Origin of the sequence: Capilliphycus salinus ALCB114379 (assembly GCF_047276495.1) — a bacterium.
In the GTDB taxonomy this organism is placed as follows: domain Bacteria; phylum Cyanobacteriota; class Cyanobacteriia; order Cyanobacteriales; family Microcoleaceae; genus Capilliphycus; species Capilliphycus salinus.
Map to the genome: position 1 here is coordinate 2,223,947 of NZ_CP178543.1, position 23,862 is coordinate 2,247,808.

26 protein-coding genes are annotated in these 23,862 nt (G+C 41.7%); 5 read left to right on the plus strand and 21 right to left on the minus strand.

What is annotated here, in order from left to right; translation table 11 throughout:
- Position 1: 1 nt before the first annotated feature.
- Positions 2 to 2,434, plus strand: a complete 2,433-nt coding sequence (locus ACL6C3_RS09160) for a CHASE2 domain-containing protein (protein WP_413166856.1) — start codon at positions 2 to 4, stop codon at positions 2,432 to 2,434.
- Here the strand turns inward: ACL6C3_RS09160 and ACL6C3_RS09165 are convergent.
- The 4 genes from ACL6C3_RS09165 to ACL6C3_RS09180 form a co-directional block, all read right to left on the minus strand.
- Positions 2,424 to 3,125, minus strand: a complete 702-nt coding sequence (locus ACL6C3_RS09165; RefSeq protein WP_413166857.1) for an HAD-IA family hydrolase — start codon at positions 3,123 to 3,125, stop codon at positions 2,424 to 2,426. The two genes, ACL6C3_RS09160 and ACL6C3_RS09165, sit on opposite strands and share 11 nt — an antisense overlap.
- Before the next feature lie 147 nt (positions 3,126 to 3,272).
- Positions 3,273 to 3,821 carry a phosphonate degradation HD-domain oxygenase gene (locus tag ACL6C3_RS09170; protein ID WP_413166858.1) on the minus strand — a complete coding sequence of 183 codons (549 nt, stop codon included), beginning with the start codon at positions 3,819 to 3,821 and terminating at the stop codon, positions 3,273 to 3,275.
- Between the two features lie 174 nt (positions 3,822 to 3,995).
- Positions 3,996 to 4,529: a hypothetical protein gene (locus ACL6C3_RS09175; RefSeq protein WP_413166859.1), complete on the minus strand. Its 534-nt coding sequence runs from the start codon at positions 4,527 to 4,529 to the stop codon at positions 3,996 to 3,998.
- A gap of 31 nt (positions 4,530 to 4,560) precedes the next feature.
- Positions 4,561 to 5,697, minus strand: coding sequence for an alpha-D-ribose 1-methylphosphonate 5-triphosphate diphosphatase (locus tag ACL6C3_RS09180; RefSeq protein WP_413166860.1), 1,137 nt, complete (start codon positions 5,695 to 5,697; stop codon positions 4,561 to 4,563).
- Between the two features lie 124 nt (positions 5,698 to 5,821).
- On the opposite strand from ACL6C3_RS09180, the gene ACL6C3_RS09185 reads away from it, so the two are divergent.
- Entirely contained in the window at positions 5,822 to 6,115 is a 294-nt protein-coding gene (locus ACL6C3_RS09185; protein WP_413166861.1) for a Dabb family protein, read from the plus strand.
- 13 nt (positions 6,116 to 6,128) lie between these two features.
- Here the strand turns inward: ACL6C3_RS09185 and ACL6C3_RS09190 are convergent, their stop codons facing one another.
- From ACL6C3_RS09190 to phnG, 8 genes are all read right to left on the minus strand, one after another.
- Positions 6,129 to 6,461 carry an ATP-binding cassette domain-containing protein gene (locus ACL6C3_RS09190; RefSeq protein ID WP_413166862.1) on the minus strand — a complete coding sequence of 111 codons (333 nt, stop codon included), beginning with the start codon at positions 6,459 to 6,461 and terminating at the stop codon, positions 6,129 to 6,131.
- Positions 6,415 to 6,861 carry an ATP-binding cassette domain-containing protein gene (locus tag ACL6C3_RS09195; protein ID WP_413166863.1) on the minus strand — a complete coding sequence of 149 codons (447 nt, stop codon included), beginning with the start codon at positions 6,859 to 6,861 and terminating at the stop codon, positions 6,415 to 6,417. Before ACL6C3_RS09195 ends, ACL6C3_RS09190 begins: the two co-directional genes overlap by 47 nt.
- Before the next feature lie 34 nt (positions 6,862 to 6,895).
- Positions 6,896 to 7,675 (minus strand): phosphonate C-P lyase system protein PhnK, encoded by a 780-nt coding sequence (gene phnK, locus ACL6C3_RS09200; RefSeq protein ID WP_413166864.1) that lies wholly within the window; start codon positions 7,673 to 7,675, stop codon positions 6,896 to 6,898.
- A gap of 3 nt (positions 7,676 to 7,678) precedes the next feature.
- Complete coding sequence (locus tag ACL6C3_RS09205; RefSeq protein ID WP_413166865.1) at positions 7,679 to 8,341, minus strand: glutathione S-transferase family protein; 663 nt, start codon at positions 8,339 to 8,341, stop codon at positions 7,679 to 7,681.
- A 49-nt stretch (positions 8,342 to 8,390) separates the two neighbouring features.
- On the minus strand, positions 8,391 to 9,245 hold the full coding sequence (locus ACL6C3_RS09210; RefSeq protein ID WP_413166866.1) for an alpha-D-ribose 1-methylphosphonate 5-phosphate C-P-lyase PhnJ: 855 nt from the start codon (positions 9,243 to 9,245) through the stop codon (positions 8,391 to 8,393).
- Positions 9,229 to 10,407, minus strand: a complete 1,179-nt coding sequence (locus tag ACL6C3_RS09215; RefSeq protein WP_413166867.1) for a carbon-phosphorus lyase complex subunit PhnI — start codon at positions 10,405 to 10,407, stop codon at positions 9,229 to 9,231. The genes ACL6C3_RS09210 and ACL6C3_RS09215 overlap by 17 nt, the downstream gene beginning before the upstream one ends.
- Positions 10,408 to 10,438: 31 nt before the next feature.
- Complete coding sequence (gene phnH / locus ACL6C3_RS09220) at positions 10,439 to 11,023, minus strand: phosphonate C-P lyase system protein PhnH (protein ID WP_413166868.1); 585 nt, start codon at positions 11,021 to 11,023, stop codon at positions 10,439 to 10,441.
- A 69-nt stretch (positions 11,024 to 11,092) separates the two neighbouring features.
- The gene (gene phnG / locus ACL6C3_RS09225; RefSeq protein ID WP_413166870.1) at positions 11,093 to 11,542 is read right to left on the minus strand and encodes a phosphonate C-P lyase system protein PhnG; all 450 of its coding nucleotides are present in this window, start codon (positions 11,540 to 11,542) and stop codon (positions 11,093 to 11,095) included.
- Between the two features lie 120 nt (positions 11,543 to 11,662).
- Between phnG and phnF the strand changes: the two genes are divergently transcribed.
- A complete protein-coding gene (phnF, locus tag ACL6C3_RS09230; RefSeq protein ID WP_413166871.1) occupies positions 11,663 to 12,382 on the plus strand; it encodes a phosphonate metabolism transcriptional regulator PhnF in 720 nt (239 codons plus the stop codon).
- Between the two features lie 56 nt (positions 12,383 to 12,438).
- Here the strand turns inward: phnF and ACL6C3_RS09235 are convergent, their stop codons facing one another.
- The 7 genes from ACL6C3_RS09235 to ACL6C3_RS09265 form a co-directional block, all read right to left on the minus strand.
- Positions 12,439 to 12,945, minus strand: coding sequence for a sterol desaturase family protein (locus ACL6C3_RS09235; protein ID WP_413166872.1), 507 nt, complete (start codon positions 12,943 to 12,945; stop codon positions 12,439 to 12,441).
- A 94-nt stretch (positions 12,946 to 13,039) separates the two neighbouring features.
- Positions 13,040 to 13,402, minus strand: coding sequence for a TSUP family transporter (locus ACL6C3_RS09240; RefSeq protein WP_413166873.1), 363 nt, complete (start codon positions 13,400 to 13,402; stop codon positions 13,040 to 13,042).
- 52 nt (positions 13,403 to 13,454) lie between these two features.
- Positions 13,455 to 14,303, minus strand: coding sequence for a phosphonate ABC transporter, permease protein PhnE (gene phnE / locus ACL6C3_RS09245; protein ID WP_413166874.1), 849 nt, complete (start codon positions 14,301 to 14,303; stop codon positions 13,455 to 13,457).
- A 187-nt stretch (positions 14,304 to 14,490) separates the two neighbouring features.
- Positions 14,491 to 15,564, minus strand: a complete 1,074-nt coding sequence (gene phnD, locus ACL6C3_RS09250) for a phosphonate ABC transporter substrate-binding protein (protein WP_413166875.1) — start codon at positions 15,562 to 15,564, stop codon at positions 14,491 to 14,493.
- Between the two features lie 56 nt (positions 15,565 to 15,620).
- Complete coding sequence (gene phnC, locus ACL6C3_RS09255; protein ID WP_413166876.1) at positions 15,621 to 16,415, minus strand: phosphonate ABC transporter ATP-binding protein; 795 nt, start codon at positions 16,413 to 16,415, stop codon at positions 15,621 to 15,623.
- 125 nt (positions 16,416 to 16,540) lie between these two features.
- Complete coding sequence (locus ACL6C3_RS09260; RefSeq protein ID WP_413166877.1) at positions 16,541 to 18,589, minus strand: NAD-binding protein; 2,049 nt, start codon at positions 18,587 to 18,589, stop codon at positions 16,541 to 16,543.
- Between the two features lie 195 nt (positions 18,590 to 18,784).
- Positions 18,785 to 19,045 carry a DUF1830 domain-containing protein gene (locus ACL6C3_RS09265; RefSeq protein WP_413166878.1) on the minus strand — a complete coding sequence of 87 codons (261 nt, stop codon included), beginning with the start codon at positions 19,043 to 19,045 and terminating at the stop codon, positions 18,785 to 18,787.
- 633 nt (positions 19,046 to 19,678) lie between these two features.
- Here ACL6C3_RS09265 and ACL6C3_RS09270 point away from each other — a divergent pair.
- Entirely contained in the window at positions 19,679 to 20,698 is a 1,020-nt protein-coding gene (locus ACL6C3_RS09270) for a CHAD domain-containing protein (RefSeq protein ID WP_413166879.1), read from the plus strand.
- Between the two features lie 253 nt (positions 20,699 to 20,951).
- On the opposite strand, the gene dnaN is transcribed toward ACL6C3_RS09270, so the two are convergent.
- The gene (gene dnaN / locus ACL6C3_RS09275; protein ID WP_413166880.1) at positions 20,952 to 22,127 is read right to left on the minus strand and encodes a DNA polymerase III subunit beta; all 1,176 of its coding nucleotides are present in this window, start codon (positions 22,125 to 22,127) and stop codon (positions 20,952 to 20,954) included.
- Positions 22,128 to 22,516: 389 nt separating this feature from the next.
- Between dnaN and ACL6C3_RS09280 the strand changes: the two genes are divergently transcribed.
- On the plus strand, positions 22,517 to 22,852 hold the full coding sequence (locus tag ACL6C3_RS09280; protein WP_413168288.1) for a (2Fe-2S) ferredoxin domain-containing protein: 336 nt from the start codon (positions 22,517 to 22,519) through the stop codon (positions 22,850 to 22,852).
- On the opposite strand, the gene ACL6C3_RS09285 is transcribed toward ACL6C3_RS09280, so the two are convergent.
- Positions 22,818 to 23,759 (minus strand): alpha/beta fold hydrolase, encoded by a 942-nt coding sequence (locus ACL6C3_RS09285; protein ID WP_413166881.1) that lies wholly within the window; start codon positions 23,757 to 23,759, stop codon positions 22,818 to 22,820. The genes ACL6C3_RS09280 and ACL6C3_RS09285 overlap by 35 nt on opposite strands.
- Positions 23,760 to 23,862: the final 103 nt, after the last annotated feature.

Sequence of the window (23,862 nt, forward strand, 5' to 3'; positions counted from 1 at the left end):
TATGGGCAAGGTTGCAATATTAAAGTTTGGTCATGGGAGTTTCGAGCAAGGTTTCGATGTCTTGCTTCAGATTAAAACCGATGATAATCGCCTTCTAGCCGAATTAGAAGGCCAACTTCCCCCGAACCCTGGTTTAGAGGGAAGTTATGTTAGTTGGCAAACTCGTTTTCGGCGTCTCAAGGGAGCGAGTCAGTCGAGTCGGCGTCTTCAGACTGAAACCGAAGAAGCTTGGGAAATTGATGAGAGTTTTCAGAGTAATTCTTCGACGGTGGATGATTTTTCTCGCTGTCGGCGTTTGGTGCGAGATGTCGAGAAACGGATGAAAAAATGGTTGCAATCTTCTACTCCGAAATGGCAATGTATTCGAGAACGTTTGGGGGTTGAATTTGCTCAGGGTCAAGGTGAATTTCGTTTGGTGATTCAAACTAAAAATTCTAGACTCTGGAAGTTGCCCTGGCACGTTTGGGATTTGTTGGAAGAATATCATATTGGTTTGGGCTATACTTTACCGGGATTTAATGCAAATTTTTCTCGGGGACAGCGTTCGAGTCGCACGAATAAAGTTAGAATTTTGGCGGTTTTGGGAGATAAGCGGAATCTCAATTTACAACCGGATCAAGAGGCAATTCGCAAATTAAAAGGCGCTGAGGTTACGTTTCTGCATCAGCCCCGATCTACCCAGTTTATTAAAACGCTCCGCCAGTCGAAAGGTTGGGATATTTTATTTTTTGCCGGACACAGTAAAACCGAAGAAAGCACCGGGCGAATTTATCTGAGCGATCAAGAAAGTTTAAGGCTGGATGAGTTTAAAAATACTCTCAAAGAAGCGATTAATAATGGCTTGCAAATTGCGGTGTTTAATTCCTGCGATGGGTTGGGGTTGGCGCAGGACTTGATTCAACTGCAAATTCCCCTGACGATTGTGATGCAGGAGTCGGTGCCGGATTTGGTGGCTCAGTCTTTTTTAAAGGAGTTTTTGGAGGAATATTCTGCGGGAAAATCGTTGTATACTGCCGTTTATCAAGCTCAAAAACGATTAGAAGATTTTCAGGATTTACCCGGTGCGACCTGGTTGCCTCTGATTTTTCAAAACTTGGCAAATGTGCCTCCAACTTGGCAAGTGTTACGCGGTCAAAACGCCCCGGAAGATGCGAATAAAAATCAGGATATTTCGGGAGCATTTTTATTAAAAAGTACCAAACAAAAACGCAGGTTTATTAGAATTATTGTCGCCCTTTGTACGAGTTTAATTGCTGCTTTTTTGGTTATTTTTGTCCGAGATTTTGGACAGTTAAAGCTGTTGGAGTTTAAAGCTTTCGACCATTTAATGCGATCGCGTCCGGCGGAAACGTTGGACTCTCGAATGTTAATTGTTGATATTACTAGCACCGATGTTAATGCTCAAGTTCGCCCCGCAGATGAAGGAAAAAATAAGTCGATCAGCGACGGTTATCTACAACAATTGATCGAAAAATTAACCGCATTAGAACCCCGTGTTATTGGGTTAACCCTTTATCGAGATTATCAACTCAAACCGGAATTTCAAAAGCTGATGAATCGGTTTAAATTCGATAAACGATTGATCAGTCAGTGCGATGTCGGGGAAGATATGTTAAACTCGGGTCGCGCCCCTTCTCCCCATGCGATTCAAGGTGCCGGTTGGAAACAACGGATTGGATTTAGCGATCAGATTTTAGATGCAGATGGTACGATTCGGCGTCAGTCCTTGAGTCTGGAACCGCCAAAAGATTTGCAAGTTTCGCCCTGTCAAAGTGAGTTTTCTTTTAATTTGTTGGTGGCGTTGCGATATTTGTCGGATGAGGGTTTACTTTCTGAAGATATATACAAGGAAGGGGAGGATTTTCAGTCGGAGAATATTATGTTCGATCCGCTCCCTCCCAATACGGCTCTTTATGACCCGCTTCTTAATATTAATCACCGTCAAATCTTGTTAAATTATCGCGCCACCGGAGAAAAAATCGCACCCAGAATCACTCTATCCGAAGCACTGCAAGGTTCAATCGATCCGGCTTTAGTGAAAGATAAAATTGTGTTAATTGGTACGAGCGATCCAGAATTTCAAACAGTTTATTCGACTCCTTATGGAGAAATGTCCGAGATTTATCTTCAGGGTCACATGATTTCTCAATTGATTAGTGCCGTTCAAGATGAACGACAATTGTTAGCATGGTGGCCTGACTGGAAAGAGAATATTTGGATTTTAGTTTGGGCGTTAGTGGGGGGTTTACTGGCTCGTTGGTTCCGTCCTGCGATTGCGGTTGCTGCTGCAATTCCTATCATTTGGGTTTTGCATCGGTACTGTTATCTTTTGTTGATTGAACAGGGGTTATGGATTCCATTTGTTCCCCCTGTATTGGCTTTGGGCGTAGCGTTAATGACAACGACCTTAATTTATCGTCTTCTCAAAGTTTAGAAGCGTTTACGGGCGAATTAAAAGGGGGTAATTGCCAGTATTCCGGTTGAAATTCGCTTAAAGAATTGAGAATTTGATCGGCTTCGAGATAGAGTTGTTTATCCATATCGGCCGCCGGAACTGCAACCACATACATTCCTGCGGCTTTGGCGGCCGCCACCCCCGCTAAGGCATCTTCAAACACCAAACAATTTTCGGGTTGGACGCCCAAACGTTCGGCGGCCAGCAGGAAAATATCGGGTGCGGGTTTGCCGTTTTTGAGTTCGGGATCGTCGCCCTGAATGACGCATTCAAAGATGGAAAACCATTGCTGATGACTTTGAATTTTGGCCGTATAAGGACGGCGACTGGAACTGGTGGCGATCGCTTGGGGAATGCGATGGGCGGCCAAATGTTGGGTGAGTTCAACGGCTCCTGTTAAGGGCGGAACGTTGGTATAATATTGATAAATTATCGCATCTTTTTCGGTCAAATAGGCTTCAACGGTTAGGGGAATTTCTAACATTTCAATAATTAGTTTTGCCGAATCGTGGGATTTTCGACCCCGCAATTTACACATTAAAGAGGAATCGATAATTTTGCCATAACGACCCGCTAACATTTGGTTAACTTTGGCATGGAGCGGTTCTGTATCTAACAGCAAACCATCTAAATCGTAAATAATATGAGTTATTTTTGGAATTGTTGTCATTGATAAAAAACTCAGAAATTAAGGATCATTTGAATCAAATTTGTTGCTGTGTCTCTTTTCTCCTTAAATCTCGTTCAACCCGGAAGATCAAACTAAATTTAAGGAAGTTTAGAGGGTTTTGATCGATTTTCCTTATTATCTCTGATTTCAGGACTTTACACAAGCCTCCAGCGTCGGAATGAAGTCTTCTAAACGGGGGGTGGGGTAATTCACTTGTTTGGCTTGATCGTCCCACATTCGCAGTTTTACCGCTTCTTTCGCGTAGGGATGGTTAACAAATGTCATTGTTTCCTCGGGCGATAAAATCCCCCCTTGTAGCTTTAAACTGTGTTGAGAAGCGGGAGATAAGGCTTGCCAATATTCCGAATTTTCTGTACAAAGATATCGTTTGGCGACCACATGAAGCCGAATCGGTTCGGTAACGGCTGAACTAAATAATAAGCTTAAAAAAGGTAAAGCGCAATATTCGTGGCGATCGTCAATTCCTCGGGTTGCTGCATCTTCTCCCCACTGATGAATGAGATGTCCAAAATCGTGCAATAAACAGGCGGCGATCAGTTCAGGAGAAGCGTAATTTGATTGGGCTATTGTCGCACATTGTAAAGCGTGTTCGAGTTGACTCACGGCTTCTTGACCGTATTGTTCGTTACCGCGATATTGAAGGATTTCTATGATATGATCGATGCTAGGTTTCATAGTGATTTTAATTCCGTAATAATTTCAATTAAAGATTTTAATCTGTAGTCAGATGCGTCAAACCGAAAAATTGTTAATTCTAGAATTAACTTGACTGTTTGACCTATCTTACTAAGAGATCTGATTTTTTTCGAGTCAATTGAGTTTAATGAATAATTTTAGTTAAAGATTGAATTATAGAGGCCAAGACTTTAAACAAGTCCAAGTCCAGTCGGGATGTTTTTGATAAAATCGTAATTCCCATTGAGTCGCAGCTTTAGGGTTAATCATCTTTTTAGCAAGTTTTTTTAAAGTGTCATGGTGTTCGGATGGAAAATTATAAGCAAAACTAACATGAAGCCATTCTTTTAAGCGTATATTTTCCTCAATCGGTTGACTGTGCATGATTTCGGCAAAATTAGCGATCAGGTGTTTTAAACCCGATGCTTTTAATTCTAAACCATGCCACTTCGGTTTGAACATCATCTGCAAAATTTTTATGTCTTGAGACAGATGTTGATAGTGATGATAGACTTGATCTAGACTGTTCAAGTCGTTGCCAATTCGGGTGGGATCGGCGTGAAAAAATCCAGTCAGGGAACAGTGGGGCATATATTGATGAGCAGAATTTTCTCCACAGAGTTCTCGGCTTTTTTGGAAATAAGAATTAATTTGTTCATTCAGTTCTCCGACTGGACAAGCATAGATAATAAATTGTTCGGCGTTCATCACTTGAATCTGGATTTTTTAGATTGACCGATTATGCAACTCGTTTACCTTGACGAATTACCGAAGTTATGCGGGGAACAATTCCATCGTTATGAACGGTGATTAAATCCGCTTGTTTCCCCACTTCTAAACTGCCCCTATCTTCAAAGACATTAATAGCTTTTGCCGGGTTACTGGTGACTAAACGCATGGCTTGATAAATCGGTTTTCCGAGTTGATTTGCAATCACAAAAATAGATTGTAGCAGACTATGAGGCACATAATCGGAGGAGAGAAGATCAACCAGATCGTTTTTAATCAGTTCTATTGCTGAAACATTGCCGGAATGCGATCCCCCTAACACCAAATTGGGCGAACCCATTAACACTTTTAAACCGGATTTGTGAGCCGTTTTCGCCGCATCTAATGTGGTGGGAAATTCCGCAATGGTTGCCCCATTTTCCACCGCTTCTTGAACGTGTTCTATCGTGGCGTCATCGTGCGTTGCCAGAGAAATATTTTTTTCTTGGGTGAGTTTCACAATAGATTGACGGTTTTTTTCAGCATATTTTTGTTGCAAATCTTGACGCATTGTGACAAAGTTTTGCATTTCTTGGGCTGAAAATCCATATTTCCCCATATAATATTCGGTGTATCTTTTTATATCTACAAATTGTCGCTGTCCTGGCGTATGATCCATGACGGAAATGAGAGAAAGTAAGGGATGTTCGCTGTACTCGCTTGCCACATCACAGACTTGTTCATAGGAGAGTTCGCATCTTAAATGCAGGCGATGATCGGCTGTAAATCTTCCGGCGTTTTGACCTTCTAAAATAATCTCAATCATCGGTCTAAAATGACTCATTCGTTTGGAACCGGGTTTAATATCTCCGACTCCAATGGCATCACAAACGGTGGTAATTCCTGCACTAATTAAATCGCGATCGTGATAGCTTGCGGCGGCTTCTAACGGCCATTTAACGCTCGGACGGGGAGACATACATTTTTCTAAATTATCCGTATGAAGTTCGATTAATCCCGGCATTAAATAGTCGCCCTGACCATTGTGACCAATATTAACGATTCCGGGTTGAATGTCGGCAATTTTTCCCTCACGAACGACTAAAGTTCCTGTTATTTCTTGTTCGGGAAGTTGTAGGCGATAATTGGTGTAGACTTGTTCGTTCATGGTTTCTTAATTGTCGGTTAATCTAAACTTAATCGAGAATTTTAATTCTCAAACGTTCATATTGTAACTAAAATTCTGCTAAAATTCTAAAGACGTTTAAAAGATGATCGGGATATCAACGAGAATGATTGTACACATCGTTTTATTTAAGTGGACAGAAGATGCTACACCAGAAGCGATCGCCGCAGCGATAGAGGGATTGAGAGAATTAAAAGCTAAAATTCCCGGTATTATTGACTTATCCTGTGGTGAAAATTTTTCCGAACGTTCTCAGGGATTTCAGCACGGATTATTGGTTAAATTTACAGATAAAGCGGCTTTGGAGGCTTATACTCCGCATCCCGATCATCAAGCGGTTGTGCAGAATTTAATTAAGCCAATTTTAGCAGATATTCTGGCTGTTGATTACGAAGTTTAACCCGTGAGGGCGATTAATCACCAAAGGTTAATTCTCGCGTACAAAGCTGATTTTTGACGTGTTCATCGTGAAAAATTCCAATTAAAGCCGAACCTTTTGCTTGACGTTCTTGTAACAGTTGAATCACCGCTTTTGAGTTGGTTTCATCCAAAGCCGAAGTCGGTTCATCTAGCAGTAAAATTGGATAATCGACCGATAACGCCCGAGCGATATTCACCCGTTGTTTTTCTCCCCCGGAAAAGGTTGTTGGAGATAAACTCCAAAGTCGTTCGGGTAAATTTAGGTGAACAAATAGCTGTTTAATTTTTTGATAAGCGGTGTCTGGATTTTCGCCCAATTCGAGCAAAGGTTCGGCCCGCAATTTCTAACGCCGGAACCCGAGGAATTACCCGCAAAAATTGGCTCACATAACCGATGGTTTTCCGTCGAACGTCTAAAAGTTCGTGGGGTTCGAGTTGAGTTAAATCGAGCCAATTGTTCTCGTGTTTTATCCAAATTGAACCGCTATTAACTCGGTAATTTCCATAAACCGAGCGCATAAAGGTAGACTTTCCCGAACCGGATTTTCCCGATAATGCGACGCCTTCTCCGGTTTTGAGTATCAGAGACATTCTTCTTAAAACCGAGAGGGAAACACCGCCTTGATGGTGCAAAGTAAAGTCTTTAGAAATGTTCTCAGCTTTTAATAATGTAGCATCATCAATATCAGAAATAAAATGGTGATTGGTTTGTTGTTTTAATTGCATTTTTGCTAACTTTTTTCTAATTTAATGATATAAACTAAGGAATTAGAGTCGCACTAACTAACTGTTGGGTGTAGGGATGTTGCGGATCATCTAACACTTGATCGGTTAATCCACACTCAACAATTTTACCATTTTTCATCACAAATAATCGGTGAGCAAGTAACCGCACAACTCCAATATCGTGAGTCACTAAAATAACACTTAGATGCAGATTTCTTACCAGAGAACGCAATAAATCTAAGAGTCTTGCTTGTACCGAAACATCCAATCCTCCGGTTGGTTCATCCATTAAAATTAAACGGGGTTTAGTGACTAAAACTCTGGCAATTTGTAGGCGTTGCTGCATTCCCCCCGAAAAAGTTATGGGAAGTTCATCCATCCAACGAGAATCAATTTCAACCTGTTCTAACCAGTAGGCAACTTCTTGACGAATTTTACCATAATTTCGCACGCCCACATCCATTAAACGTTCCCCAATATTGGCGCCTGCTGTAATATTCATCCGTAAACCATCCCGAGGATTTTGTTGAACAAATCCCCACTCTGTTCGCATCAGTTGACGGCGATAGGATTCTGAGATTTGTTGAAAATCTAAGCATTTTCCCTGACGGTTGAGATAGGTTATTTGTCCGGTTTCAACAGGTAAAACTCCCGCTATTGCTTTGAGTAACGTTGATTTTCCCGAACCAGATTCCCCCACAATTCCTAATACTTGGCTAGGATAAAGATTGAATGAAATGTTGTTACAGGCTTGAGTTGAACCGTAGGATTTGTTCAGGTTTTTAACGGTTAGTAAGGGTTCAATGGGGTTCATTTCTTATTGAGATTTTTGGGTTAAAATCGCTTTAATTCGAGCGTAGGAAGCTTCAACGTCTTCGGGTTTGGGTTGGGTTTCCTGCCAACTTTCTCGTCCCATTAACTGTTCGCACCAGGCTTGCAGTTGAGGATGATTTTCTAGGGAGATGTTCATATATTTTAAGGTGGGAATCACGGTCCCGACGACAACATCAGCAAGGGTGATTTGTTCGCCGACTAAATAAGGATTGTCACCCAAATATTTTTGATAAAAATCGAAAATCGTTGTAATTTTTTTGTAAACGGCTTCTATGGGTTGGTTCGGGTCAGCAGGTAAACCGACAACCTGTTTTAATAGGGGTAAAGTGGTGGGTAAAAGTTCATTGACTGTTACCAATTCCAACATCCGCATAATTCCCATCGTTTTGGCGTCTTTGGGCGTAAAACTTGGCGTTGGATATTGGGCTTCTAGATAGTCTAAAATTGCCAGAGATTCAATTATCGTAAAATCACCATCAACGAGAGTCGGAATATGATGAAAGGGATTTAGTTTTAAATATTCGGGTTCAAATTGATCGCCTTGTAAGCTGAGAATAATTTCCTCAAATTCTACTTGCTTTTCTAACAGCAATACCCAAACTCTACGACTGTTAGCAGATAGGGGAGTATGATAAAACTTTAACACGATTGTTCACCTCAATTTTTGCTTTTTGTTTTTTCGTTTAGATTATACCTTATTTTTGCTGTTGTTGCTGACAATAATCGCTATCGGAACACACCCACATTCTTGTTCCTTGGTCGTCCATAATAACTTCATCTAGATAACTTTCTGTTGAACCGCAAAGTTCACAGGGTTTATTCCATTTTTCTACTGAAAAGGGATGATCTTCAAAATCCAAACTCTGCACAGAAGTATAGGGAGGAATGGCATAAATTCGCTTTTCTCGTCCCGCCCCAAACAGTTGTAAAGCCGGAGAATTATTCAGTTTAGGATTATCAAATCGAGGAATCGGACTCGGACTCATTAAATAGCGATGATTCACCATCACCGGATAATCATAGGAAGTGGAAATATAACCATATTTTGTAATATCTTCGTAGAGTTTAACGTACATTGAACCATATTCGGCGAGGCCGTGCATTTTTTGAGTTTGAACTTCCGAGGGTTCTAACCAACGCAAAGGTTCGGGAATGGGAACTTGATAAACCATCACTTGACCTTCTTTTAAAGGGGTTTCTGGGATGCGGTGTCGAGTTTGAATTATAGTGGCTTCCGAGGTTTTTTCGGTGGTTTTAATCTCGCAAACTTTTGCAAAAAAACGCCTGATATTCACGGCGTTTGTCGTATCATCTGAACCTTGGTCAATCACTTTTAAAACATCCTTTTTTCCAATCACAGAAGCCGTCACTTGAATTCCTCCCGTTCCCCAACCGTAGGACATGGGCATTTCTTTAGAAGAAAAGGGGATTTGATGACCGGGAATCGCAACGGCTTTTAAAAGAGTTCGACGAATTGATCGTTTCGTTTGTTCGTCTAGATAGGCGAAGTTAAACCCTTCGTAAGATTGATGATTAGAATCTGAGTTCATGGTTATGTTTTGAGTAACTGTTAGGAGAAAAAGAAGATTGTTCGTTTTTGGAAGAATCGGAATTGTTTAAATGCGATTCTTGAACAGAAGGATTATTCTCCTTAACTTGCTCTTGTCGCATCTGACGAATTAAACTTAATTCTGCCTGAAAATCCACATAATGAGGTAACTTTAAATGCTGCACAAATCCTTGAGCCTGAACGTTATCAGAATGGTACAAAACAAACTCCTCATCTTGAGCCGGCCCTTGAATTTCCTCGCCAAATTCTTTCGCTCGCATCGCCCGATCAACTAACGCCATTGACATCGCTTTTCGTTCATTATATCCAAAAGTTAATCCGTATCCCCGTGTAAATTGGGGTGACATTTTTTCATTTCCGGTAAACTGATTTACCATTTGTACTTCGGTTACAGTAATGTCAGCAATAGCGACTTCAAAACCCAACTCCTCAGGACAAATAATTACTTCCACTTCTCCCATGCGAATTTCACCCGCAAAGGGATGATTTCGACCATAACCCCGTTGAGTTGAATAGGCTAAACTCAACAAAAATCCTTCATCCGCACGGGCTAAATTTTGCAGCCGTTCATCACGTCCTGCGGGGAATTTTAACGGTTCTTGCGTTAAGTCAAAAGGTTGATTTTCTTGGGGGAGTTCTGCTTGAATTAATCCTTCATTTCCTAACAAATTCATAACCGAAGGAACGGCTTCTTCTGTTGGGGGAGCGGTTGGCGGCGTGGGTGTATTTCCTTCTGCGGCTAATTTAAAATCTAACAACCGATGAATATAATCAAAAGTCGGCCCTAATTGTTGTCCGCCCGGAAGGTCTTTAAAAATAGAAGAAATTCGCCGTTGAATTTCCATTTGGTTTGTATCCAACGGTTTACTGTGATAAAATAGGGGTAATGTTGTCCGATAAGCCCGGATTAAAAATATCGCTTCCACTAAATCTCCCCAAGCTTGTTTAATGGCTAAAGCGGCTAAATCTGGGTCATATAAACTGCCTTCACACATCACCCGGTTAACGGCTAAAGCGAGTTGTTGTTTAATTTGTTCTATTGTTAATTCGGGTGTATTGGCATCCCCTCGCCGCCAAGCTTTTAACAAAGCTTCTGCATTTTCTATCGCCTGTTCTCCGCCTTTAACTGCTACATAAGGCATTTTGATGTTCTCCCTAATTTGTTGATAAAAACTAAAGGCTTAAATTCGTTGTCCGGGGTAAACCGATAACGGTATTTTCCCCAAATAAAAAGACATCAACACCCAAAGGATAGCTTTGATGGTTTTCTTTCCATTCTTGTATAAAACTGGCAGATAAGGGAAGTTTAACGACTCGTACCCCGAAAACTCCCGGCCCGTTTAAGCGAATAAATTGACTTGTTTCTAAGGCTTCAAATTGGATCAATAGAGTTGTTGACCGTTCTGGTTTTTCGGCGGTTCCCCAATTAAAACTTGATAGAGGTTCTCGGTTATTAATATTGTGAATAATCCCAAAATGTGCATCTTGAGGATGATCCGTAAAATGACAACCTGTATGAAATTTTAACCATGTTTTGACTTCCGACTCAAACTCCTCACTCAGCCAAACTATTGTTTCTAAATCGAATAAAGTTAAGCAAGCCGCAGCACAAGCTAATGTTAATCCGGGTGGGGGCGTGAGTTGAATACTAATCTCTCGGGATGTTCCCGGATAGGAGAGGGCATTTAAGAGAGTTCGGAAGGTGATTTGAGCATCGTGAACTTGATCTTTTAAGCCCGAAAATTGGGTATTTTCCATAAAAAGTTGACAACAAAACAATTTTTTTTGTAATTTAAAACCTGATGTTTACATTGATCATTAATGACGTTATTCTCCTCTGACTAAAGTAAAGAAATTGACTTGAGTAGAAGCCGTTTGCGATCGCTTAATTTCTTGTTGACGAATCGCCTCGGCTTGCAGGGGTTCTATGACGATTTTTTGCACCCGTTCGCACCAGTCATCATGCTGCATCAAAGCATCAGCTAAAGCGGCTAATTCGGCGTGAAGATGCGATCGCCCCCCAACATAACCAAATCCTGTTATCATCGGTTCATAATCAAGTTTAATCACACAGCGAGTTAATGTCATTTCTCCTAAGTGAAAAATCTCTCCTGTCCCTCCAGAGCGGCCTCTTACCTTGGTTAAACCGATTTCTGGGGGACGCAAGAAACTGTATTCGGGCCAGGGTTCTAGGCGTTTCATCTTTTCCTGCAATTGCTCTAACGAAGCTTTTGCTAAAATAGCCATCCAAGCCTGTCGTTGGGCAAGATTTGACATAATAATAATGCTTGAGGATTAATGAAGTTAACTAAACTTGTCTAGACAATTTAATCATCTAGTCACAAAGTACCTAACTTTGTCAAAATTGACAAGGTTCACCTTGAAATCAGATCTGGAATGAACCGTGATACCGTGCCTGTTTACGCTCAAATTGCCAACGAGTTACGACAAAATATCAATCAGGGAATCTATCAGGTTGGTGATAAATTACCGACCGAAAATCAGTTGAGCGAACGTTTTCGCGTCAACCGTCATACGGTGCGACGGGCGATCGCTTTGCTGAAAAGTGAAGGATTGTTGCGTGTCGATCAAGGTCGCGGTACCTTCGTTGCGGGGATGCCGATTCGATATCCCATTGGTAAGCGAGTTCGCTACAATGCGGCGATGATGGCCCAAGGTTTAGAAATGAGTTTTCAACTGTTAAGGGCTGTTGAAATTCCGGCTAATTCTTCGGTGGCGAATAATTTGCAACTTTCTCCTGGCGATCCGGTCGCATTGATCGAACGTTTAACGTTTATTGATGACCATCCAATTAGCATTTCTACGGGTCATTTTCCCTTAAATTATTTTCCCAATATTTTATCTTTTCAACATAAGATGTGGTCAATTTCACAGCTTCTTCGAGAGGTTTATGGGTGCGATCATATTCGACAGTCAACGAGGGTTTCCGCTCGGGTTGTTCGTCCTCAAGATGCCCGTTTACTGAGATTACCGCTCAATCATCCTATTCTTTTAACGGAATCGGTTAATCTTGATCAAGATGATCGGATTATCGAATACGGGGTGACAAGATTTCGGGGCGATCGCATGGAATTAGTTTTTGAAAATGAGATGTGATCCGCTGTCAATTCCCAACAATCAAAACCAGTTACAATCCGAATTGAAATTTAATTTTAACTATACTTTTCTCGCCACTTTTTTTTCCATCTCAATAAAACTCTAAACCAGGCTTGAGCGGGTTTGTCATAAAATGTAAAAATATCCCCATAAGCCACTCTAGAATTAAGATGATGTTCCCAATGTCGCTCGGGAGTAGTAATACATAATATTTTGCACATTTGTTTGATTCGGGTTGGAGTTTCCCATTTTTGTAGAGAAACGTGTCTCCACTCAACATGACATTCGGCTAAAATCAAGCCTAAAATAGTGCCAATGGGGGAGATTATCCAAAATAGGGGAATAAACATTAAGTAGGGAAATGCTCCAAAAAATCCGGTAATCAAAGCGACAGGTTTTTTAGTAGAAATGGCATAGCGAATAAAACTTCGGTTCGGACTATGGTGAACCACCGCATGAAATCTACCAAAAATGTGTTCGGGGACGTGGTAACAAAACGTTGAAACAAAATCTCCTGAAAGTAGCAGAAGAAAAGCAACACAGAATATTTTGAGAAAAATCACAATAGACTCCTCACCTTCTATTTGTGACCTTAATCAATTCAGGTTAAACTCAATTAATTTTTGGGTTAAATTTTGTTTAATTTTTGCTGCGGGTTTATTTAGCAAAAATCATCTTCAACCCGACGATCAGCATGGCTACCCCAAATATCCGTTTTAAGTACAACTCTGGAATTAAACCCGCTAATTTTCCGCCCAAAAATCCGCCCAGAAAAAATCCAGCACAGATTAAAATTGCGACTTTAATGTTAACATAACCTTCTTGATAATAAGTCCAAGCCGCCAAAAGACCAATTGGGGGAACCAATAAAGCCAGGGTTGTCCCCTGGGCGTAATGTTGAGAAAATCCAAAGAAATAAACCAAAGCCGGAGTTAATAAAACCCCTCCTCCGATGCCAATTAAACCGCTAATGGTTCCTGTCGCTAGCCCCAGGATTAAAAAAGCAATTGCCTGTATCATGTCTGACTCCTAGCTTTCATTGCTCTCTATTATAAACTAATTTTTTGCGAGTTTAAATCAGCCAATTTCGGAGTTTAGACGATAAAAAATCTATGGTTGATGTGGCGGCAATCAAAATCATTAAAATTGCACAGACTTTTTGATATTGAAAAGCTTGAAAACTTTGATAAAGCGAGACTCCAATTCCTCCCGCTCCCACAATTCCTAACACCGAAGCCGAACGAACATTAGACTCAAACCGATACAAAACATAGGAAGTCCACAACGGCATTACCTGGGGAACAATTCCAAAAATAATCTCTTGAATTTTTTGAGCGCCTGTCGCCCGAATTCCTTCGACCGGACCCGGATCGATAGATTCTACCACTTCAGAAAATAACTTTCCGAGTGTGCCAGTTGTACTCACAAATAATGCTAAAACTCCCGCAAACGGCCCCAAACCAACCGCCACTACAAATATTAATGCAAACACGATTTCATTAATCGCTCGCATCGCATCTAATAAACGACGAATGGGCTGTACTATCCAAACCGGACAGACATTTTCAGAGCCTAATAATGATAGGGGAATGGCGGCGATGGCAGCCATTAACGTTCCCCAAATTCCCATTGAAATGGTGATGATCGTATCTTCTAAATAAAATCTCCAGTCGGAAAAATCCGGGGGAAAATAAGACCGGATATATTCGGCCATATTGCCGCTATTTCTAAAGAGTAAGGGAAAGTTTAGTTCGCTCTGTACATAGGCAAAAATCAGTAAAGCTATGGCTCCGAGGAGAAATAAAATCCGAGTTTTTGTAACTTGTTTTTTTTGTTTTGATAGCGTTTCTAATACAGCGGTCGATGCCAACAATTCTACCGATGAATAGCTAGATTGTAAGTTTTTAGAATTATTTTTCATGCTTAAAACCTTTCAAAGATTGAATCGATCCCCCTAAATCCCCCTTATAAAGGGGGACTTGTTCACTTCTTTTCCCCCCTTTCAAAGGGGGGCTAGGGGGGATAAAAAAGGGGAGCTAGGGGGGATAAAAAAGGGGAGCTAGGGGGGATAAAAAAGGGGAGCTAGGGGGCATAAACAACAAATCAAATTAACCTTGCAGCGCCGTTAACTGTTGGTTTAACTCATCGAGTTTTTTCTGTTTTTCGGCAGCATCCATATTTTCATCTTCTTGAACTTCCATAATTTGTTTTCCAATTTCCAATTCTCGGATCGGATTCCAATTTTTATCATCTGCGGGAATAAAAGCAGACCATTCTAACGGCCCCAATACCGTTTCATCTTTATAATTGTAGAAGAAATCTTGAATTTTCGCTTTTAAATCTTCCGGTAAATCTCGACGATAAGCAATGGGATCGCTCGGAATTTCCGGAGAAGTCCAAATCACTTCGATTTTTTCTCGGGCTTCTGGATTGGTTTTTTCTAAACGACTTAGGGATTCATTATTATTGGTTGCCACATCAACTTGATTATTAGCAACCGCTAAAGCTGTGGCTTCGTGACTGCCTGAAAAAACCAATTTGTTAAAGGCTTTTTTCGGGTTAATATTATTTTTGGCAAACACGTAATAACTCGGAACTAAGAAACCGGAAGTCGAATTCGGATCGTTAAACGCAAAAGTCAGGTTAGGGGCATTTTCAATCACATATTTATCCCCTTGTTCGTTCTGGATTTCCGAAACAATGGGATTATCTTTATTGGTAATTAAATAAGCGTAATACCCTTTAGAACCATCGAGAGCAACCGTTTGAGCAAAGGCTTCGGCATTGGCAATATTCACCGCTTCAATATAGGATTTTCCGCCCAACCAAGCCAAGTGAACTTGTCCGAACCGCATCCCTTCAATCACGCCATTATAAGAAGTCGCATAAAAGGCTTTAACAGGCATTCCAAGTTCTTCCGACATCGCCTGAATAAACGGCTCCCAAATGGGTTTTTGGTTGGCTTGAGACTCGGTAGAAATAATCCCAAAATTGAGTTCTGTAATTTCTGAGAACGGCTTGGTTTGGGCGCTAGTATTCGCCACCGGTTCGGCTTGGGCTGTTTCCGAGTTTCCCGAAGTTTCAGAAGTCGTAGAACTCGGCGAACAACTAGCGAGAAGTTTGGTTCCAGCCAGGGATAAAATAAACAAAGAACTGGATTTTACAAAGTTGCGTCTGTCCATAGGTTCCTCTCAGTGAGTTCTGGATAATTTAAAGAGTTTAAATTGAGAATTCAGGTTTAGACTAATTCTCCATGTCCGCTTAAAACTAACTCTTTGGCGGCGGTTCCATAGAGTTTGTTGAGTTGGTTTTGATCGAGATCTACTGTGGCTCCATCAAAGAGAATTTCTCCATTTTTTAGAGCAACTGCACGGGGAAAATAACGCTGCACCATTTGGACTTGATGCAAAGAAGTAATCACGGTAATTCCGTTTTCTTGGTTCAATTCGCCCAACAATTCCATCACTTTTCGGGCTGATTCGGGATCGAGAGAAGCGATGGGTTCATCTGCTAAAATAATTCGAGCGCCCTGAACTAAACAGCGAGCGATCGCCACCCGTTGTTGCTGACCTCCTGATAGCATTGAAGCCCGTTTGTAGGCTTGCTCCAAAATTCCCACCCGTTCTAAAGCAGACAAAGCCTGTATTTTTTCGGCTTTTGTAAAATAACGAATGGCAGAACGAGCCAGAGAAATTTGACCTAAATTTCCGACCAGAACATTTTCAAGAACCGTCAGTCGTTTGACGAGATTAAATTGCTGAAAAATACAACCGATGTTGCTTCGCAATTGTCTAATTTTTGAGTGAAATTTTCCCTCAGATTGGAGTGGAAAACCCAAAACATTGACAACACCGCTCTCGCCCCGTTCTAAACCGTTGAGATGTCGCAGAAGCGTTGATTTCCCGGAACCCGACGCCCCAACTAACGCGACCATTTCTCCCGATTCTACCGTAAAGCTGACCTGTTTGAGGGCGATTTTACCCCGAAAGCTTTTGGTGAGATCGATGACTTCCACCGCAGTTTCTTTTAGCACACTTTTAAACCCTCCCTTAACGTTGACTATCCATAGTTTGAGAGCTTGACATTAACAGAGAAATATCTTTAGATTATCATTGGGTTAAATTTTACAAAATCTTGCCTCAATCAACAAATAGTTTATTATAAAATATAAGCAAACACTTGGGATTTTCGCAGTTCTTGTACCAAACGATGAGCTTGATGTTTGTAGAGGGGAATCGGTAAAGTTGCCGGGAGATGATTCATCAAATTTCGAGCCAGACTCAGTTGACAGCCCGAAATTCTCACAATCACGTTTGCTCCTTCAAAAGCAGCGTCGGGGGTGAGTGCGTCTTCAATGTGAACTTTTGTGGTTTTCGGGGCAATATTAATCCCCTGTTCGATGGCTCGTAATCCTTCTGTTGTCGCTAAAACAATCATGCGATCGCCAACTGAAAGGAGAATATCATCAGAAGGAATAAACCGAGGCAAATTATTTCCCGATTGATGTAAAATCGTTACAACACCGTAACCGTAAGCCACTTCTGATAATAGCAAACCATTTAACGTATCTCCAGTTTCTATCTGATATTCTGTCACTAAAATTGTTTCATTTCCCATGCGAAATAAATTCAAAATCTTCTCGCCAAATGCCGCTCCTGCAAAAGCCTCAGCAGCCACTTCATAGGCACATAACGCCTGAGTGTGAGGTAAAACATGAGTCAAACTTTCGCTGAGACTTTGTTCCATTGTCCGAATGACAACATGACAGTGGGGATTAACATTGCGTACCATCAAAGCAATTTCTAAGTTTAAAATCTCGTCATCGGTGACAACAACAACACTCCTCGCCGTCGCCAGATTAACTTTACTCAAAGCCTCTGCATAATTGCTAATAATTAGAGGAATAGACGGTAAAAGAGTCGAGTCAAATTGAGAATTTGCTGTAACTCCAACAATTGCCTGTTTAAACTCTTGTAATAAAGCCACAATTCGTTGACCCACCCGGCCCAAACCAATCACAATTAAATGATTATTTTGGGGAATTGGCGGGCGTTTTCGAGTCAGTTGAAATCTGGCACTTAAAAGCGCTTGAGTTAACAGCGCATACAGCACCCCAACCAAAGCGGTTCCGGCTAAAGTTAACCCCAAAGCAAACAACTGTAACCACCAAGGAATGTCGGTGATGGGTTCAAATTCGCCGAAAATATCCGCATAACCGCCTAATAGTAAAATCGCCACGCCGTAAAAAGCGCTGAGATAGGTAGTTTCGGGGTAATAATGACGAAAAAGCAGTGTTCCAATGATCGAGAGAACAAAAACTAATAAGCCACAAAAAAGGGCGACTCGTCGCAGGGGTTGCTGTTCACTTTGTTGCCAAAATTGAATAATTTTTTGTTGGATAAATTGCCGATTTAGCTTTTGTAAAAATTCTCGAATAAGGTGTTTAAAAGAAGATGTTGTCGGGGTTGGGCTAACGGTTTGAGAAAATCGAGAAAAGGACTGTTCAAGAACTTCGACGTAGATAATGGTATCGCCCGCAGCGGGCTGAATATTCGGTTCCCAAGCGTGAACGTTTAAAGGCTGAGATGAGTCTTTGGGAAGATGACAAATTAGGCGACGACTGCGACTATTGAGATCTTGTAAATTAGAACGGCAACACCAAGGATCGCTCGGATTAAGTTGGCGTTGAATAATTTGGATGCGGTACCCATCGAGATTAAAAAATCCGAGAACTTCACTACCCAAAGCGGCTAAAGCAAAGGCAAAAGCGGGGAGTTGAGTAGGTTCGTAGGCGACTAAGTTTCCTAAAAGTTGACCCAAAAGTTGATTGAGATTTTCTTTTGATGAACGAACAACTAAGCGGGAATGAGGGCTAAGTTTGCGAATGATTAGGGCGGTTTCGGCGTTGATTCGTTCGTTGGAAGTGACGATTAATACACAGCGAAATTGTTGAATGTTTATTTGGTTGAGTAAAACCGGATCGCGGCAGTCTCCGACAATTAATTTCTCTAATAAAGTGGGAAAATTAGAGATTTCCCACTGTTCAGAATGCACTAATTCAATGGCGCTGACTTTGACTCCATAGGCTTTGAGTGCGGCTACACAATGCTGTCCTAAACCGCCCAAGCCACAAACTAAAAATTGATCGGATTTGATCTGAAAACTGTTTTCTGGCCGATTTTGATGTTGATTTTCAAGAGTTGACATAGTAGATGCAACCCATCAATAATTGATTTACAAAAATCAAAAAAGAGGAAGTCTACAGACGGGAAAATTTCCAAGATAATCGGAAGACATTGGAATATTATCTCAAAAATTTCCTCATCTGAAACTTTCCTCTATTTCAGTTCCTTTTTAAGGGACTATCCGCGATTGTATTCGGTTGACCCGTTGAACTTTCTTTCAAAGCATCTCGTCTACTCTGAGGCTGATACAGGGAATCTGTTTCATCTCGATGGAGTCGCAACAAACGCTATAATACACTTCCAGATGGGCTTGATCTTCGCCTTCAAAAAGTAAGTGTTGCTCGGGAAATACAACACGCTCAAAATAGCCTGTTGTTAAGTTGGGAATTCGCAACACTTGCAATTGAGAGGTTTGGTTTTTGTAGCTACAAAGAAAGACTTTGTTAGAGGGTAAGTTCGAGAGGTTTCTAAAGTTCATAGCAGATGTTTACAGGCTTTTGGGTATAGAAATTCAAGCACCCCTACTTTCTAAACAGCACTGACGCATCACGTGGGTTTGCTGAAGTTGATTTCAACATTGTAGGTATTGATCACCAATGAGAAATTCAGTGTCAATCCGTGCCTCAGTTCTTCTAAACTAACTCAAATTTTCATAAATAGTCTATGGAAGATTTTCTGTCTCACCCAGAGGGAAAAAGGCCACAAGTCGGGCGAGCCGTCTGTGTCCCTCCCTACCTTGATCAAAACACATCCGCTTGACAATTGAGTTAAGGTATGTTTAAGTAGTCTCTCTGACCTTCTTGATTAAATTGATCAAAAACCCCGACCTCCGAACCCCCAACAGCATCCCAAGTCTTGGCCAGGAAGAACAGTTAACTTTCTTCATTTTCTGTCATATGGGCAACAGATTAAACTGGTTCGCTCTGAAATCAATTTCTAAACGATTGTAATAGAATTGAGTTTAATTGTCATTTTTCCAGACGAATATCATCCTTTTTATATATTTTTTTATAAAAATGAATATTTGTAAAAAACTCGGGATTGAGTTGTTATAATAATTATACTAGAACTGAATCATTTTAAGTAAATGGTTCGATTTCGGGAGGTGAAAATGACCACAACTACTGTACAGAAAGTTAAAACATTAGGAGACTGGGCCGCACTGGGAATTCAGCAACACTTAGAGAAAATTCTCAAGCACGAACCGGAAGTTTTAGCAGACAAAGATCCGGAAGAACTTCATCAAATTCGGGTCGGAATGCGGCGTTTGCGATCGGCGGTCACAGGATTTGCTCCGGTACTCGATTTACCCGAAGCCGCACAAAACAAAAAAATCGGTAAAGTCTCTCGGTGTTTGGGACAACTGCGAGATTTAGATGTCCTACTCGAAGCCCTTCATCAACGTTACTATCCCAATTTGCCCTCGAAAGAACAGAAAGCGCTCAAGCAGGTTTTTTCCGAATTGGATACGCAGCGCAAGCAAGCGTTTAAGCTGGTAAAAACAACGTTAGAAAGCAAGAAATACAAACAATTCAAACAGCAATTGCAACAGTGGTTAGACTTTCCCCGTTACACCAAAATTGAACAATTACCCATTGAGGAAGTTTTACCGGATTTACTGTTACCTGAAGTTAGCAAACTCTTTTTACATCCCGGTTGGCAAGTTGGAATAGAACAGCTTAAAAATGGCTCAAACTCGACAGATACATCCACTCCCAATGGATCGGATTCGTTATCTGCACAAACAGTAGAAATGATCTTACAAGCCGAAGGAGAGAAATTACACGATCTTCGCAAGCAAGTTAAGCGAGTTCGTTATCAGATGAACTTATTTAGTGATTTTTACGGCACTACATATTCGGCTTATTTGCAAGACATGAAAGACATCCAAGAATATTTGGGTCATATTCAAGACAGTGAAGTGTTAGAAACGGTAATGAAGGATGTTTTGAAATCTGATATTGAGTCAGTCCTGCCGACTTTTGCTCATGTACTAACAGAAAGTCGCTATCAAGCATGGCAAAAATGGCAACTGTTTCAACGCCGATATTTGAATACCGAACTGCGTTTAAATTTCCGTTCAACCCTTCTCCATCCCATCGTAGATTCAAATTCCCATGCAGAAGAATAAACCCTCGAAATCAGCCACAACAACAGGCTAATTTGTTGCTGCCTCATGGGGTTGAGGTGAGGGAGAGTTTTGATCGAAAGGGAACATCGGATCGGGAAAAACTCCAGGGGCGGGTTCGGTTTAGATGTCTGTATCCCATCAATAACCCGTATCAACCCGCCCGGAAATTTGTCCTATAAAAGGGCGGGTTTTTGTCAGTGATCGCCTTTCAAAACTCCGGCACAGTGAGATTAAAAACCCGGTTTATCGATCCCTAATTTCTCAACTGAACCGGCATCACCAAATAAGTCATTTTCAATCCTCCCAAAGGATTTAAAATCACCGGACTGGTAGCCGCATTAAGCTGAATTTGGATTTCGGAAGTATTAAACACTTTTAAACCTTCCATTAAATATTTAACATTAAAAGCCAGTTCTTTCGGTTCATCTCCCGAGACTTGAGCCGATAAAGATTCCAGTGCATTTCCCACATCTGCCGCTTCTACCGAGAGAGAAATTTTCTGATTGTCGTTATCAATCGTACACTTAACAATATCATTTTTCTGACTCGCCAATACCGCTATTCGCTCTAACGCCCCTAAGAAATTGCGGCGATCCACATTAATTTGATTGAGAAATTGATTGGGAATAAGCTGTTGATAAGCCGGATAAGACCCTTCAAGTTTGCGACTATTTAAGCGTTGATTCCCGATTTCAAAGATAACTTGACTCTCGTCAAATCTTAGCTTAACTAAAGGTTTTGACTCCTCTTTTCCCGTAGAAGCCGATGCGATCATTCGTTCAAGTTCCCGCAACGCCCGGGCGGGAATGGTGACTTCAAAATCTTCGATTTCTAGGGTAGAAGTGGCTTCGGATTCATCCGAACCGTTTAATTGTTCCGCTTTCACAACCGCCAAACGATGACCATCTGTTGAGGCAAATTCTAGGTTATCCGACTGAATTTTTAAATGAACACCGGTTAAAACTTGTTTGGTTTCATCGGGACTGGTGGCGAATAATGTTCCTTTTAATCCTTCCATTAAAGCATCAGCCGGAAGTTGAATGGATTCTCCTTCTTCAATATTGGGAAGTGCGGGATATTCTTCGGCGCTCATCCCCCGAACTTGGTAGCGCCCCGAAGTGGAAGTTAAAGTAATAATTGATTCTCCTTCGGTATCATCCAAAGCAATCGGACTATTGGGTAAACGGGAGACAATATCATTGAGTAATTTAGCCGGGAGTGTAAATTTTCCCCCGACTTCGACTTCCGCATTCATCGAAGTATAAATTCCCAAGCTTAAATCAAAAGCCGTTAAACTTAGTTGTTGGGTTTCCGAGTTGGCTTCGAGTAAAATATTCGATAAAATCGGATGAGTCGGACGAGAGGGAATTGCTCTAGAGATTAAGGATAAATTAGCACTTAGTTTTTCTTGTTCAACGATAAATCGCATGGCTTGACCTGGGTAAACATTCAGCTTTTTGATAAAAATTAGTCATCGGAATCAGGCGTTTTTAAAACGACAATTGATTCGCATAATGAATAGACCAAATTTTATATTTTATCGCTTTTTCGGCAATTTGATTCACTTAAATTGTGGTTCCGGGTTTTGTGGAAAACCTGTGGAAAACCCCTCGGACTCCAGCGGCTCTAACCGCTTGACCGCAAGCTTTTGAACGTTTTCCACAGGCTCGGCGAAAATTATCCACAGTTTTTTCCACAAATGCTGGGGAAAAATCTTCGGTTGCAGTTTGGCGATCGCATCACTCCATCGGGCGGGGATCAAAAAGTCCGATGGGTAATAATGGAATCAAACAAGAAGATTTAATAGAACCCTTGACCATGCCAGAAACTCAGGTAAATAATTTAAGTTCAAATCCTGCCGAAGCGATCCCTCGGGTTGTGCGGGTTTGTCAGAATCAAAGCTGTTTGAGACATGGTTCTCAAAAGGTGTTAAAAGCCTTTGAGGAGGCGGAAATTTCCGGCGCCGCGATTGAGGCAAGCGGTTGTATGGGCCAATGCAGTGTTGGCCCGACCGTGAAGGTAACTCCCGATGAAATTTGGTACTATCGAGTTCAACCCGAGGATGTACCGAGGATTATTGAACAGCATCTCGAAGGGGGTGAACCCGTCCAAGAAAAGCTCAACCCGAGGATTCACCGTCGTTTTTATTATTAGTTTCCCCCGGAGCGCAGTCGGACAAAACCCAGGCTTTAATCAGTTCGTTGACCTGTTCGGGAACTTCATCGTGGGGACAGTGGCCCGCTTCGAGAAAGTGTTCGCTGAGTTGGGGATAATATTGGCGAAACTTGGCACTGCGGGCGCGACAGTTGATCCAAGGATCGGCTTCTCCCCAGAGTAACAGCAGCGGACAACTCAGTTGAGCGAGCAGAACGTCTACTTTTTCTCCCGATCGCGTTTTAAACACCGAAGCAAACACCTGGGCTGCACCCGGAGAGCAAGAGGGACGATAAATTTCTTCCACCAGTTGGTCGGTGACGGCGTTGGGGTTTAAATAGACTTTTTTCAGCGTTTTGCGGATCACCGCTCGCCGTCTGGTCCACTGAAAGATCATATAGCTGACCCAATTCTGTTGAAACAGGGTTGCGATCGTTCCCGAAGCGGCTTTTTTCCAAGCGGGGGGAGGCGGTGCGGGTTCGGTTTCGGTAAAGGGTCCGGCGCTGTTGAGCAAGATTAAACCTTTGGCGGACTGGGGACGCTCTGCGGCTACACACAGGGCCGCGTATCCACCCAGGGAGTTCCCCGCTAAAATTGCCGATTCACCAATGGTTTCGGTGATGAAGTCATGGAGTTGATCGCGCCAGAGATCGCTGCTATATTCCCAGTTGGGCTTGGCCGAACGTCCGAACCCGAGCAGGTCTATCGCCCAAACCTGGAAATGTTCGCTCAAACCGATCAGATTTTTGCGCCAGTGATCGGTTGAGGCTCCAAACCCATGAATCAGCAGCAGGGGAGGGCGCGAGCTTTGGGGGGAACCAGCCCGCACGTAATAGATTAACTGTTCTCGCCACTTCCAATAATTACCGGAGATTTGATCGGGGTCAGCGGTTACAGTTGTTTGCATTGTATAAATTTATCTAGACTCAGATTGCTATAACCTCTTAATTTTAGGATGGGACTGTCCTGATTGGGGTGATGTCGAATCGGAAAATCCTTTTCGCCTGTTC